The following is a 13,502-nucleotide window of genomic DNA, read 5'->3' on the forward strand; positions in this document are numbered from 1 at the left end:
GCTCCATTAACGCTTTCCTGCTAATGGGCAAAACTCAAGCCAGAATATAACTCTTTTAAAAACAGTGAACTGTAGCTACCAGAGAATAGGAGTGCGCAACTTGCAAATCACATCGAGAAACATTGTTTGCAAGTTGCAATCACACGCTGCGTAACAACACTGAACCGTCCACCCGGCTCCAGAAGCCAGCCTTTTTCGGGTGTTTACGGCGTAATTCGACAAGAAAAGCGCTATGGTCTGGCGAACTTTGATAGTCCGGTCCAGCGACGTCCAGCTCCGCCAGTTCTTTCATATAGTCGGCGGCATAGGCGTAAGCCTTGGCGTAGCTGCGATTGAGAATGTCTTCCAGCAGCGCGCGATAGCAAAGAATAGCGCCCAGGCCGATATGGCGCTCTTTAAAACGCTCAGCCAGCGCCAACAGGTCGCCATGATAATACTGCTGTAACACTTCGCCCTGTTGTTGCAGTATCGCCAGCGCTTTCTGCGGTTGCTGCAGCTCCAGCAGCAAACTGGCCGCCAGTGCGCCATCGCCGGCCTGCTCCGCGCTTTGAATGGCGTCGTCAATAATTTCCTCACGCTCCTCTCGCGGCGCCAGATGCAGCAGCGCCTGCAAATGTTCTGGAGTCGGCTCCAGATTGAACAGGCGTTGCAGGGCGTTGCGTTTACTGGTGCGGTCGCCAAGCTGTTCATAAGCCTGCAGGCGTATTTTCAGTAGGTCAGGGCTGTCGGCTTCCGGCGCATCCAGGCAGGCCAGCGCTTTATCCGGCTCTGACGCCTTCAGATAGTTTTCCGCCAGCTCGATTTTCAGAAAGTCGCTAAGTTCAGGGTAGGCCAGCTTCACTGCCTGGGCGTACAGGTCAGGGTCGTTCAGGGCCTGCGCCGTACCCTGCAGTCCGGCCAGCGCTTCGCGAAAGTATGCATCCTGGGGCGACAACCCCTTCTTTATCGCCTGACGCAACTGTCGTTCATAACGCCACGCTAACTGATTGAGTTCGCTGTCAGTAAAGCAGGCTTTGTCCGACGCCAGTAATCCAAGCAATAGATTGCCGGCGTCTTTATCGCGCCATTCCGCGAAGCGACTCAACCAGTAACCTTCGGGGAAGCGCTGACTCCGCCGCGCCGCCGTGATCGCCCTGGCCATCATGGCGACCGCCTCGCGATACACGTCGCTGATGGCGCCAGCGGAATCGTCGCTGCGTACGAATACTTTTTCGTGGGTAATAATGAACTCCGCCAGAATGTCGCAGCCTTGCAATGGATACTCATCCACCAGGCTCGCGTCGATATCCTGCAGCAACTGTTGTAATTGCGCCGCATAGCTGAAGGTTTCGCCATAGCGGATAAACTGCCTGCTTTGTCCGATCGCCTGGATGCGTTCGCTCAGATTGGCGGCCAGGGCGGAGGGAGAGCGCCTCAGTAGGAATAGATCAATGAAGGCGTCTACTTCTTCATGTCTACCGTGCAACTCCAGTAATAATTGAGTCAACTCGCTTTTACTCAGCTTTTTGAGTCGGCGCTGAAGGTCGCGTGAGTTGTTAAGATCCTGGGAGTCGGAGGACATGAGGCACCTTTGCTTGCAGGACCCTCTGACGAGTAGCGTCACAGGCGTCCGATTAGTGGCGTTGACGGTCAGTGTGTAAACTGCCTTATGTTATTAATTTTAGACAAACTAAAGAGGGATGGACATGACGAAAGAGTCAGGTTTGCAAAATGCGCCGTCGCTGACCGCCGATGACGTGCTGCGATTCTGGTTTGAAGAATTGAGCCCCGCGGACTGGTTCCGCAAAAGCGACGAGCTGGATCGCCGTATCGCGGAGCGCTTCAGCGCCTTGTTACAGGCGGCAAGGTCTGGTGAGCTGGCGTACTGGCGCGACGAGCCTCGCGGCCGTCTGGCGGAAGTAATCGTATTGGACCAGTTTTCCCGTAATATCTATCGCGATCAGGCTGAATCCTTTGCAGCGGACAGCATGGCGCTGGCGTTGGCTCAGGAAGCGGTGCGAGCGGGAGCGGACAGGGAACTGCGGCAAGAGGAGAAGAGTTTTCTGTACATGCCGTACATGCATAGCGAATCCGCTATGGTTCATGAAGAGGCTGTGCGCTTGTTCAGCCAACCCGGACTGGAGAACAACCTGGACTTTGAGCACAGACACTTGGCGATTATCAAACGCTTTGGCCGCTATCCTCATCGCAATGCGATTCTTGGGCGCGAATCCACGCTGGAAGAGCAGGCGTTTTTAAAGGAGCCAGGCTCAGGGTTCTAAGCCGGGCGCGCGCTTTGTTCAGGGCAAACGGCCAAAGAAAGCTTCATAGGGCGGCAAATATATCCGATTGTCCCGTAATTCGCCGGCGAAACCGTGTCCGCTTAACGCCTCAGGCGGTTGCGGCAGGTTAAGCTCTATGTCCGCCGGCTCATAGGACACATTAAACGCGGCGAGTAACCGTCCCCCTTTGTGTTTGCGCAGCAACAGCAACACTGACGCGTCTGCGTGAATGATCGACATGGCCCCCAATAGTATCTCCGGCTGCTCTCCGCGCCAGCCTATGAATTGCCGCACGCGACGCAATACGGACTCAGGGTCTTTTTGCTGCATGTTTATCGCGTGAGATAAGTGACGCGGATCGATGGGCAGCCAGGGCTTATGGGTGGAGAAGCCAGCGTGAGGCAGACCCTCGTCCCAGGGTAGCGGCGTGCGGCAGCCGTCTCGCCCCATATACTGCGGCCAGGATAGTTTGCCGTAAGGGTCGCACAGATTATCGAAAGGAATATAGGCTTCCTCCAGACCCAGCTCGTCGCCTTGAAACAGGACGGGCGTTCCCCTCAACGATAAGTGCAACGCCAACACAATAGCGGCCAGACGGGGCGCATCATGGTCGCCTTCCCAGCGGGACACCAGCCGGGCGACGTCATGGTTGTTCAGCATCCAATAGGGCCAGACTTGGTCACAGTTCTCCTCGAAGGCCCGCACAACGTCGACCAGACCGGGCAGGTTGCAGACGCTGGGCAAGGCTTCGTAAATATTGGCCATCTGCAGGCCTTCCTGCGAGCCGCTGTAAATGTTCAGCATTTCAAAGGTGGCGCTGCTGGTGACGCTGCCCAGCAGGGCGGCTTCATAGCGATCACACAGGCGGCGGATGCGGGCCAGCGTCGGCAGGGTTTCGGGGCGATTCTGGTTATAGATCTGCAACTGATATTCGAACGGATTGATCAGCGCTTCTTCGGGTATCGCCGCCATATTGCGTCGCGCCGGATTATTGCGCAGCTTTTTGTCATGGGTGTACAGGTTCGGGCAATCCAGACGGAAACCGGCGACGCCGCGCTCCAGCCAGAACTGCAGAACATTGAGCACTTCGGCGATGACTTCGCTGTTATGAAAGTTGAGGTCCGCCTGCCGGCTGGTGGCGTTGTGCAGATAGTACTGGCCGCGGGTGGAACTCCATGACCAGGCCGGGTGACCGAAAGTGGTTTGCCAGTTGTTGGGAACCGTGCCGTCCGACTGCGCGTCCGCCCATACGTACCAATCTGCTTTTGGGTTGTTGCGATCCTGTTTGCTGGCCAGGAACCAGGGATGCTGCACGGAAGTATGGCTGATGACGATGTCGAGCAATACTTTGAGGCCGCGTTTATCCGCTTCGCGGATCAGCGCATCGAAATCGTCCAGATCGCCGAAAGCGGGATCGAGGCTGTAGTAATCGCTGACATCGAAGCCGAAGTCGCTCATCGGTGAAGTAAACACCGGCGTCAGCGCAATGGCGGCGACGCCCAGCTCAACGAAATAGTCCAGTTTTGCGGCCAGGCCTTTGATATCGCCGACGCCATCATTATTGGCGTCGAAAAAGCTGCGCACGTTGACCTGGTAAATAACGCCGTATTTCCACCAGTCATCCTGTGCGTCTTCAGGTCGCCGCCTTTGTGGCCGCTGGTTGTTCCGCTGTCCCGGGAGTTGCGGATCGGGTGATTTCATAAAGCGCTCGCGTTGCCGGATTCCTGGCGCCGAATTTTGCTGTTCGGATTATCTGTCTGACGCCCATAGCGCCCAGTGTACGTGCGCGACAGAGGCTTGTCCACGTGACCCAGCGGCGTGGAAATTTGGGCTATGTAAAAGCCGGCGCTTGTGTTGCAGAAAACTTTTTGTTAACTTCGATCCTCACAGGTGTTGATATACGCCTGCCGCCCACACAGGCAAAGTCGAGTACGACATTATCTACAAATCTATCAGTGTTATAGGTTTAGTGACTCATGAGACAAGATGTGAGTGGGCCGCGTCATTGCCGTTGTAGCGAGACATTGCTATGAATCATGCGACCTGCAGACACGTATCAGAAAGCACGCTGAAGAATTTCAAGCGTGACGCCAAGAAAATCAAACGCAGCCAAGGAATCTCCCACGCCCAGGCGTTGGATCTTGTTGCTGTGGAACATGGATTCCGTTCCTGGTTTGATGTCCTAAACCGCGCCAAAGATCTCTCCTCAGCGCGTCCGCAGCCGCAGAAACCTCAGACAACGAATCGCGCCAGCGTAGTCGTAAATCCTTTCGGAAAGCACATTTCCCTGTTCGCAGAATCTTTCGCTCATGCGGTGCCATACAGTTGGCGCATCGCACGACGCAGCATTGGCTCCGGCGTCGCCGGCCATGTGGGGCGTCGCGAGGGTTCAGTCCATTCCGTAGTCGTCTCTCCCAGCGTCTGGTCTTTGATCTGACGAGAGTTTGACGCAGGCGGCGTCCTCACGGTCGCCCCGCATACGGTGTATCTTTATTTTCATTCTCGTAACTCACGTAATGTGCTCCATATAACAATAACTCGGAGGAATCCATGATGAAAAAAACCATAATTAACGCTATTGGTACGGGTGTATTTCTGTCCGCTGCTTTCAGTCTGCAAGCGCATGCGGAAACGCTGACTATCTCCTGCGGCGCTGTTGGCGCGGAATTGGAGTTGTGTAAGGAAGGCGTCAAGGCCTGGGCGGAGAAAACCGGCAATGAGGTGAAGGTGGTGTCCACTCCCAACTCCTCCTCCGAACGTCTGGCGCTGTATCAGCAGCTACTGGCCGCGGGCAGCCAGGATATCGATATTTTCCAGATCGATGTGGTGTGGCCAGGGATGCTTGGGCAGCATTTCGTTGACCTCAAGGCTTTCAGCAACGGCGCTGAAAAAGATCACTTCGAATCCATCGTCAACAACAATACCGTCGACGGCAAACTGGTGGCCATGCCCTGGTTCACTGACGCTGGCGTGTTGTATTACCGCAAAGACCTGCTGGAGAAATACAGCCAGCAGCCCCCGGAAACCTGGGCGCAGTTGGAAACCTCAGCGAAACTGGTGCAGGACGGCGAGCGTAAAGCCGGCAATGACAAAATGTGGGGCTTCGTCTGGCAAGGCCGCGCTTATGAGGGGCTGACCTGTAATGCGACGGAGTGGGTTGCGAGCTTCAACGGCGGCGCAGTGGTGGATGAGAAAGGCAAGATCACCATTAATAATCCACAGGCCGCCAAGGCGCTCAATACCGCCGCAGGGTGGGTCGGGACCATCAGTCCGCAGGGCGTGACCAACTACGCGGAAGAAGAGTCCCGCGGCGTGTTCCAGTCCGGCAACGCAGTGTTCATGCGTAACTGGCCATACGCCTGGTCGCTTTCTCAGGCGGAAGACAGCGCCATCAAAGGTAAAGTGGGCGTCGTCGCCTTACCGAAGGGCGGGGAAGACGGTCGCCATAGCGCCACCCTGGGCGGTTGGCAGCTGGCGGTGTCCAAATACGCCAAGAACCCGAAACTGTCCGCGGATCTGGTCATGTATCTGACCAGCTATGAGGAGCAGAAGCGCCGCGCCATCAAGGCGTCTTACAACCCCACCATCAACGCCCTGTACAAGGATAAGGAAGTATTGGCGGCGACGCCCTTCTTCGGCAGCCTGTACGAAACCTTCGTCAGCGGCGTGCCGCGTCCCTCCAGTGTGACCAAGAGTAAATACAACCAGGTCAGCACCGCCTTCTTCAACGCTGTGCACAGCGTTTTATCCGGCAAGGAAAAAGCCGAAGCCAGTCTGGCTCAGTTGGAAGGCCAACTGCGTCGATTCGCCCGTAACGGAAAATGGAAATGAAACTCTCTCAATCCGGCGCTGCATCCGCAGCGCCTCCCCGGCCTGAGGTAAGCGACAAGATGTCCCAGTCGTCCCGACAACGTCAGCGCGCCCGCAGCGCCTGGCTGTTCCTGGCCCCGATGATCTGTACGCTGCTGCTGGTCGCCGGCTGGCCGCTATTACGCACGGTCTGGTTCAGTTTTACTGACGCCAGTCTGGCGGATCTTAACGCAGCCGAGTTTATCGGCTGGGGGAACTATCTATACAAGGAAGATGGCGAGTGGTACGGCCTCCTGGCCGACGCCGTATGGTGGAAGTCTGTGTGGAACACCTTAACGTTCACACTGATCTCCGTGTCAGTGGAACTGGTGCTGGGCATGATCGTGGCGCTGGCTTTGAACGTGAACTTTGCGGGACGGGGTCTGGTGCGTGCGGCGGTGCTGATTCCCTGGGCGATTCCCACCATCGTTTCAGCGAAGATGTGGAGCTGGATGCTGCACGACCAGTTCGGGATTCTCAACGACATGCTGATGGGAGTCGGCCTGATCTCGGCGCCGCTGGCCTGGACTGCGGATGCGGACCTGTCGATGGTGGCGGTGATCATGGTCGATGTCTGGAAAACCACGCCTTTCATGGCGCTGTTGATGCTCGCCGCGCTGCAGATGCTGCCCAAGGATTGTTATGAAGCGGCGAAAGTGGATGGCATTCATCCGGTAAGGGTTTTCTTCAGAGTGACGCTGCCGCTGATCATGCCCGCCGTGCTGGTGGCGGTGGTGTTCAGAGCCCTGGACGCGCTGCGTATCTTCGATTTGATTTATGTGCTGACTTCCAACAGTGAAGACACCATGTCCATGTCCGTTTTCGCCCGCCAGCAACTGGTGGACTTCCAGGATGTGGGATACGGCTCCGCCGCCTCGACGGCGTTGTTCCTGGTGATCGCATTGCTGACGTTGGCCTATCTGTATCTGGGGCGCAAGCACATGCGCGTGGGGGACTGACATGAACCAGACTGTCGATGCAAAACAGTTGCTGCGTAAAGCCGCTTTTTACCTGCTGGTGGCGGCCATCGTGGTGTTTTCCGTGTTCCCGTTTTATTACGCGATTCTGACGTCATTTAAATCCGGCAGTGAATTGTTCGTGGTGGACTACTGGCCCACTTCCGTTGATTGGGCGAACTATCTTTCCGTATTCAAGGGCACGGCTTTTGGAGAGAACATCCTCAACTCGGTGATGGTGTCCAGCGCAGTGGTTCTGGTGTCGCTCATGCTGGGCCTGACCGCCGCCTTCGCCCTGGCGCGAATCGACTTTCGCGGCCGCGGACTGATGCTGATAGCGATTTTGTCAGTATCCATGTTCCCGCAGGTGGCGGTGCTGTCCGGCCTGTTCGAAGTCATTCGTGGCCTGGGCCTGTACAACAACCTGCTGGGTCTGGTGCTGGCGTATCTGATCTTCACGCTGCCGTTCACGGTATGGGTGCTTACCACTTTCATGAAGCAGATGCCGAAGGAAGTGGAGGAAGCGGCGATTCTGGACGGCGCCTCCAACCTGACCATTATTTTCCGGGTGTTCCTGCCGATGATGTGGCCGGCGCTGGTCACGACCGGACTGCTGGCGTTCATCGCCGCCTGGAATGAATTTTTATTCGCTCTGACATTCACGCTCACTGACGCGCAGCGCACGGTGCCGGTGGCTGTCGCGCTGATCAGCGGCAGCAGCCAGCATGAGCTGCCCTGGGGCGTGATCATGGCCGCATCGGTCATCGTGACCGTGCCGCTGGTGGCGCTGGTATTGGTGTTTCAACGTCGCATTGTGTCCGGCCTTACCGCTGGCGCAGTCAAAGGTTAAACGGGCGCCGCCGTATGCGGGGCCTGCAGTTATAGATTGTTTTAGGAGTTTCTCTCATGTCGAAGGTTGAGCGGGATTGGTGGCGCGGCTGCACCATTTATCAGATTTATCCGCGTAGCTATCTGGATTCCAATCAGGACGGCATCGGTGATTTGCCGGGCATCGTCAGCAAGCTGGATTACATCGCCGGTCTGGGGGTGGACGCGATCTGGTTGTCCCCATTTTTTACGTCGCCGATGAAAGATTTTGGCTATGACGTTTCTGACTACCGTAGCGTCGACCCTATTTTTGGCGACCTGGACGATTTCAAGCGTTTGGTTGAAAAGTCTCATGCTTTGGGCATGAAAGTCATGATCGACCTGGTGATGAGCCACACCTCGGATCAGCATCTCTGGTTCCAGGAAAGCTCGCAGGACCGCACCAATCCCAAAGCGGACTGGTACGTTTGGGCCGACCCCAAGCCGGACGGCACGCCGCCCAACAACTGGCTGGCCATGTTCGGCGGCTCCGCCTGGGCATGGTGCGCCAAGCGTCGCCAGTACTATATGCATAACTTCCTGAGCAGCCAGCCGGACCTTAACTATCATAATCCTCAAGTACAGGATCAGATGCTGGAGGAAGTGCGCTTCTGGCTGGATCTGGGCGTAGACGGGTTCCGTCTGGACACCGTCAACTATTACTTCCACGACAAGCAGCTGCGCGACAACCCGCCACTGCCGAAAGACGCCAAGAAAACACTGGGCGCGCCTGAGCAGAATCCATACTCCCTGCAGTTGCATGTCTATGATATCAGCCGCCCGGACAACATTGGCTTCCTCAAGCGTCTGCGTGAGTTGCTGGATCAGTATGAAGGCATCACCACGGTCGGCGAGATCGGCGCCGATGAGCCGCTGAAAATCATGGCGGACTACACCGCCGGCAGCGACAAGTTGCACATGGCGTACACCTTCGATCTGCTGAATGTGTTCCATGAGCCCACCTATATCCGTGAAGTGGTGGAGCGTCTGGAGAATCAGATTGGCGACGGCTGGGCCTGTTGGGCGCTGTCCAACCACGACGTAGTGCGTTGCGCCACGCGCTGGGCCAACGGCCGTGATCGCGCGCCTTTCGCCAAGCTGCTGCTGGGTCTGCTGCTGTCTCTGCGCGGTAGCGCCTGCATTTATCAAGGCGAAGAGTTGGGACTGCCGGAGGCGGATGTTCCCTATGAGCGCCTGCAGGACCCCTACGCCCTGCCGTTCTGGCCGGAATATAAAGGCCGTGACGGCTGCCGCACGCCGATGGTGTGGGAAAGCGACAAGCCCTACGGCGGCTTTTCTTCCATCGATCCCTGGCTGCCGGTATCTGAGGAGCACTTGGGGTTAGCCCCGGACGTACAGGAAAAAGACCCGAACTCCGTACTCAACTTCTATCGCGGCTTTATTCACTGGCGCAAGCAGCAGTCCGCACTGAAGGCCGGCGCGATTCGCATGCTGGACGCGCCGGAAGGCGGCTTGCTGTTTGAACGCAGCGATGAAGACCAGTGTATCGTCGTCGCCTTGAACATGACCGCGGAAACTATTCGCATTCCCTGTCGTATGGCCAATGTGACGGCGATGAGCGGGCACGGATACAGCGGCGTGCTGGAAGGTGAAGATATCGTATTGCCGCCGTATCAGGCGTTTTTCGGCGAGCTGAAATAGCTGAGACAAATAGCTGAAACACAAGGCGCGTGGACGCGCCTTTCGGCACAACAAATACAAGAGACGAGATGTTATGGCTGAGCTTAGATTACGCAACGTCAATAAAGTTTTTCAGCAGACCCATGTGCTGCACGACGTCAATTTGCAAATCGCAGACGGCGAATTTGTCGTGTTTGTCGGCCCTTCCGGCTGCGGCAAGTCCACATTGTTGCGCACCATCGCTGGCCTGGAGGACATCTCTTCCGGCGAACTCTATATCGGCGGCGCACTGGTGAATGACGTAGCGCCGGCCAAGCGCGGGGTGGGCATGGTGTTCCAGTCCTACGCGCTGTACCCGCACATGACGGTGTATGAAAACATGGCGTTCGGATTGAAGCTCGACGGCGCTGGGCAGGATGAAATTCGCAGTAAGGTCGAGTCGGTGGCGCAAACCCTGCAGTTAAGCGCCTTGCTCAAGCGCAAGCCGGCGGCGTTATCCGGCGGTCAGCGTCAGCGGGTGGCCATCGGACGCGCTATTGTGCGAGAGCCTAAGGTATTTCTGTTCGATGAGCCGTTGTCCAACCTGGACGCCTCCTTGCGCGTGCAGACCCGCCTGGAGATCGCCAAGCTGCATGAGCGCCTCGGCTCCACCATGATTTACGTCACACATGACCAAGTTGAGGCCATGACTCTGGCGGACAAAATCGTGGTGATGAACCAGGGACGCATAGAGCAGGTAGGCACGCCGCTGGAGCTTTACAACCAGCCTGCGTCCGAGTTTGTGGCCACTTTTATTGGCTCGCCTCGCATGAATATGCTCAAGGGCAAGGCGGCGGAAGACCTTGGCGGCGTTACGCTGGGCATACGGCCGGAGCATCTGCAGGTGCGTGTTCAAGGCGAGGCGGGGGATTGGAAAGGCGTACTGCGTATGGCGGAGCATCTGGGCAGCGATACCTACGTGTATGTCGACGTCGCAGGCGTTGGCGAAATGACGGCGCGCATCGTGGGCGAAATGGAGCTGGAGCCAGGTTGCGAGCTGTATTTGCATGCGCCCTTGCAACATATTCATCTGTTTGACGCCCAGGGCAAGCCGGTGGACGCTGCGTTGCGCCGGTCCGCCTGACGTTCAGCAGAGACTAAAACAACAACAATCGTCACCTCATGAAAACAGCAAATGTATCAGCGACCGCCGCTCCCAGGGGCGGCTCGCCGCACCACTACTTCGGCGCGTTGGCGGACTCTCCCAGTCTGGCGGACGCCGCTCATTTTGAAGTCGCCATCTGTTGCGCAGGCGGCGCGGTGTTATGGGATGAGCGCCGGCGTCTGGTGCTGGAGCCATTCAGCCTGGTGTGCTTTTCCTCTCTGCACGGCGCCAAGCAGCTGCACAGTAATGCCGAAGCCTGGGGATTGCGCTTATGGTTGCCCTTATCCTTTCTGGCGGAGCTTTGCATCCCGCACCGGGTGAAACAGAAACTGCTGCATGGCGAGATCTGCGTGGCGGACGCCGCCAAAGCGCTGGAAGCGGATACAGTGGCGCGTTGGGCGGAGGAACTGGCATGCCAGGATGACTACTTGAAGGATCTGGTCTGGGACGAGATAGCGTTGCTGTTGCGCCGCCTGTTCAAGGACGCCTGCGGCCCGGATGTCCGTCGCGCCAAACTGGCGGGCGAGCCTGCGGGATCGTGTCGCCATGTGCACAAGATGGTGGAGTACATGAACGAGCGTTACTGCGAGGCTATCTCCGTCACGGACGTGGCCGCTCATGTCCGTCTGCATAAAAATTTCGCCATGGGGCTGTTCAAACAGGTGCTCGACATGACCATTCTCGAATACCTGACCCAGCTTCGGGTGAACCACGCAGCGCGGTTGTTGACGACGACGCCCATGCGCGCCAGTCAGGTCGCTTTCGAAAGCGGGTTTTCCTCCATCACCCGTTTTTATGAGGTGTTTTCCCGCAGCTTCGGCCAGTCGCCCTGCGATTATCGTAAGTCGCGCCGGGTATAGCGCATGCGCATGATGCGCTGAACAGCGTCAGCGCATCCCGCCAAGCCTGACTATAATTAGGGGCAGGAGGGGATATGGCGCAAGCACACTTTTTTGTCGGCCAGTTGGTTGAACATAGTTTATTTGGTTATCGTGGCGTGGTGATCGGGGTGGACCCGACGTTCAACCATACCGATGCGTGGTATGAGAGCGTGGCCAAGTCGCGTCCGCCAAAAGATCAACCCTGGTATCACGTGTTAGTGCATGAAAGCGACCATATGACCTATGTGGCGGAACGCAACCTAAGGACGAGTCTGGACACGACTCAGATTGATCATCCCTTGCTGGGCGCTTATTTTGACCGTTACGACGGCAAGCGCTACTTTCCTCGCCACTCCATGCATTAGCCGACGCCCAGACAGAATCTAATCCGGCGCCGGCATATAGGGCAGCTCCAGATAAAAGGTGGCGCCGGTGGGAAGAGTGGCGTTGCTGGAAACTTCCTTGGCGATGGATTCAAAATAGATCTGCCCGCCTTGCAGCTCCACCAAACCTTTCGCCAGCGTCAAGCTGAAGCCGGAACCCAGAGAGTCACTGCTGGAGTTGTCGCTGCGGGCCAGACCCTCAAACAGATAGGGACGGATTTTCTTGGGAATGCCCGGGCCATTGTCACTGACAGACAGACTGATCAGAGCCCCCTCCCGGCGCAGGTGTACGCTGATTTCGCCGCCTTTGCCGGAATGCCTGACGGCGTTGCTGAGCAGAATGTCGATGACCTGCTGCAGACGTTTTTCATCGCCGCGCACCCAGGCTTCCGCCACGCCACTTTCGAAGTGCAGGTTTTTGCTGGTCTGATAGGCTTTGTTGCGCCAGATTTCCGTTTGCGTCCGCGTCAATTTCAGCAGATTAATCGGCTTTAAATTCAACTCCAGTGAGTGGTTTTGAATCTGATAGATATCGAACAGCACCTCAATCAATTTCTGCATGCGTTCGCAGTTGCGTTCGGCGACGTGCAGCATGTGCAGGGTCTTTTCCTGTATTTCGCCGGTGAGACCGTTTTTGCACAACATCACTGCGCCCTGGATTGCGGTCATGGGAGATCGAATTTCCTGCGACACCATGGCGAGCAGTCGGGCGCGCACGGTGTTGTCGTGAGCGGAGTCTTCCCGCACTTGTTTTAATTGCCGGGTCTTCTCCGCCACATTAAACGTGAGGGAATTTTGCAGGTCGTATAGCAGCCGGCTGTTTTCCGAAAACTTGACCAGCGCCCGGGCCACATTTCCAATTTCATCGTTGCGCTGGGTATGAGGAATGCGTTGCTCCAGATCGCCGTTCGCCAGCCGGGTGATGGCGGCGGTCAACTCCTCCAGCGGCTGGGTCATCCAGCGGCAAGCGAGATAAATAGCGACGAGGCAGATAATCAGCGTGGCGCTGAGAGTGACGGAGCGCTCCGTTAGCTTGACCAGCATGGAGCTTTCCACCTGACTGATGTCGATAACCACATTAAGCGTGCCGATCTCTTTTTCCCCGCCCTGATTCCATAACAGCGGACGAGTAATGCGCATTTGCGCAGCGCCTTCGGACAATTTGCCGGCGGAGGCGATGACTTCGCCGTCAGGATAGCGAATCGCCACCTGCATGATCTCCGGCATGGAGAACAAATTATTGACGGCGTTGTTGATGATGTCGAAGTCAAAGTTCCACACTGCGGCGGCCAGCACGGATCGTTGGGCGTCCGCCAGCAGGTAGGCTTCTTTCTCCAGGTTGGCGAGCTGCGCCCGGTAGTCGTACCAGGCCGTCACCGTCGCCTCCAGCGCGAACATGGAAACAATGATGATAGAGGTCAGCGTCATCAACCGGCGGCGCAGGTAGGCGCTGTGTGGTTGACGTTTTTGTGTCCGCTCCTTGGGGGCTTCATCGTTGATGGACTGATCTGGAAGCATTA

The 13,502-nt window shown here is 56.9% G+C and carries 12 protein-coding genes; 9 read left to right on the forward strand and 3 right to left on the reverse strand.

The genetic code is table 11. From position 1 onward, the window contains the following. Positions 1–139 precede the first annotated feature (139 nt). A complete protein-coding gene (locus AC2IBB_RS02785) occupies positions 140–1,561 on the reverse strand; it encodes a DUF6880 family protein (RefSeq protein WP_486331390.1) in 1,422 nt (473 codons plus the stop codon). Between the two features lie 124 nt (positions 1,562–1,685). On the opposite strand from AC2IBB_RS02785, the gene AC2IBB_RS02790 reads away from it, so the two are divergent. Then, positions 1,686–2,261: a DUF924 family protein gene (locus AC2IBB_RS02790; RefSeq protein WP_486331391.1), complete on the forward strand. Its 576-nt coding sequence runs from the start codon at positions 1,686–1,688 to the stop codon at positions 2,259–2,261. Between the two features lie 18 nt (positions 2,262–2,279). On the opposite strand, the gene AC2IBB_RS02795 is transcribed toward AC2IBB_RS02790, so the two are convergent. Next, entirely contained in the window at positions 2,280–3,962 is a 1,683-nt protein-coding gene (locus tag AC2IBB_RS02795) for an alpha-glucosidase (RefSeq protein ID WP_486331392.1), read from the reverse strand. Positions 3,963–4,290: 328 nt separating this feature from the next. Between AC2IBB_RS02795 and AC2IBB_RS02800 the strand changes: the two genes are divergently transcribed. The 8 genes from AC2IBB_RS02800 to hspQ all read left to right on the forward strand — a co-directional run bounded on the left by AC2IBB_RS02800 (position 4,291) and on the right by hspQ (position 11,964). Next, entirely contained in the window at positions 4,291–4,698 is a 408-nt protein-coding gene (locus AC2IBB_RS02800; protein WP_486331393.1) for a glyoxalase superfamily protein, read from the forward strand. Between the two features lie 116 nt (positions 4,699–4,814). Further along, entirely contained in the window at positions 4,815–6,092 is a 1,278-nt protein-coding gene (locus tag AC2IBB_RS02805; protein ID WP_486333917.1) for an ABC transporter substrate-binding protein, read from the forward strand. 59 nt (positions 6,093–6,151) lie between these two features. Next, on the forward strand, positions 6,152–7,069 hold the full coding sequence (locus tag AC2IBB_RS02810) for a carbohydrate ABC transporter permease (RefSeq protein WP_486333918.1): 918 nt from the start codon (positions 6,152–6,154) through the stop codon (positions 7,067–7,069). 1 nt (position 7,070) lies between these two features. Continuing rightward, complete coding sequence (locus AC2IBB_RS02815; protein ID WP_486331394.1) at positions 7,071–7,916, forward strand: carbohydrate ABC transporter permease; 846 nt, start codon at positions 7,071–7,073, stop codon at positions 7,914–7,916. Between the two features lie 56 nt (positions 7,917–7,972). After that, positions 7,973–9,595, forward strand: a complete 1,623-nt coding sequence (locus AC2IBB_RS02820) for an alpha-glucosidase (protein WP_486331395.1) — start codon at positions 7,973–7,975, stop codon at positions 9,593–9,595. 73 nt (positions 9,596–9,668) lie between these two features. Then, complete coding sequence (locus AC2IBB_RS02825) at positions 9,669–10,697, forward strand: ABC transporter ATP-binding protein (RefSeq protein ID WP_486331396.1); 1,029 nt, start codon at positions 9,669–9,671, stop codon at positions 10,695–10,697. A gap of 38 nt (positions 10,698–10,735) precedes the next feature. After that, positions 10,736–11,578, forward strand: coding sequence for a helix-turn-helix domain-containing protein (locus AC2IBB_RS02830; RefSeq protein WP_486331397.1), 843 nt, complete (start codon positions 10,736–10,738; stop codon positions 11,576–11,578). Between the two features lie 74 nt (positions 11,579–11,652). Continuing rightward, positions 11,653–11,964, forward strand: coding sequence for a heat shock protein HspQ (hspQ, locus tag AC2IBB_RS02835; RefSeq protein WP_486331398.1), 312 nt, complete (start codon positions 11,653–11,655; stop codon positions 11,962–11,964). Positions 11,965–11,982: 18 nt separating this feature from the next. Here hspQ and AC2IBB_RS02840 read toward each other — a convergent pair whose 3' ends face one another. Next, the gene (locus AC2IBB_RS02840) at positions 11,983–13,500 is read right to left on the reverse strand and encodes a HAMP domain-containing sensor histidine kinase (RefSeq protein WP_486331399.1); all 1,518 of its coding nucleotides are present in this window, start codon (positions 13,498–13,500) and stop codon (positions 11,983–11,985) included. Positions 13,501–13,502 lie beyond the last annotated feature (2 nt).

The sequence above is a fragment of the Hahella sp. NS-SX17 genome (assembly GCF_057367735.1).

Coding starts and splice junctions, on each gene's coding strand:
- AC2IBB_RS02790 (WP_486331391.1), top strand. CDS start 1,686: ATGACGAAAGAGTCAGGTTTGCAAAATGCGCCGTCGCTGACCGCCGAT.
- AC2IBB_RS02820 (WP_486331395.1), top strand. CDS start 7,973: ATGTCGAAGGTTGAGCGGGATTGGTGGCGCGGCTGCACCATTTATCAG.
- AC2IBB_RS02810 (WP_486333918.1), top strand. CDS start 6,152: ATGTCCCAGTCGTCCCGACAACGTCAGCGCGCCCGCAGCGCCTGGCTG.
- AC2IBB_RS02800 (WP_486331393.1), top strand. CDS start 4,291: ATGAATCATGCGACCTGCAGACACGTATCAGAAAGCACGCTGAAGAAT.
- AC2IBB_RS02785 (WP_486331390.1), bottom strand. CDS start 1,561: ATGTCCTCCGACTCCCAGGATCTTAACAACTCACGCGACCTTCAGCGC.
- AC2IBB_RS02815 (WP_486331394.1), top strand. CDS start 7,071: ATGAACCAGACTGTCGATGCAAAACAGTTGCTGCGTAAAGCCGCTTTT.
- AC2IBB_RS02825 (WP_486331396.1), top strand. CDS start 9,669: ATGGCTGAGCTTAGATTACGCAACGTCAATAAAGTTTTTCAGCAGACC.
- AC2IBB_RS02795 (WP_486331392.1), bottom strand. CDS start 3,962: ATGAAATCACCCGATCCGCAACTCCCGGGACAGCGGAACAACCAGCGG.
- AC2IBB_RS02840 (WP_486331399.1), bottom strand. CDS start 13,500: ATGCTTCCAGATCAGTCCATCAACGATGAAGCCCCCAAGGAGCGGACA.
- AC2IBB_RS02830 (WP_486331397.1), top strand. CDS start 10,736: ATGAAAACAGCAAATGTATCAGCGACCGCCGCTCCCAGGGGCGGCTCG.
- hspQ (WP_486331398.1), top strand. CDS start 11,653: ATGGCGCAAGCACACTTTTTTGTCGGCCAGTTGGTTGAACATAGTTTA.
- AC2IBB_RS02805 (WP_486333917.1), top strand. CDS start 4,815: ATGAAAAAAACCATAATTAACGCTATTGGTACGGGTGTATTTCTGTCC.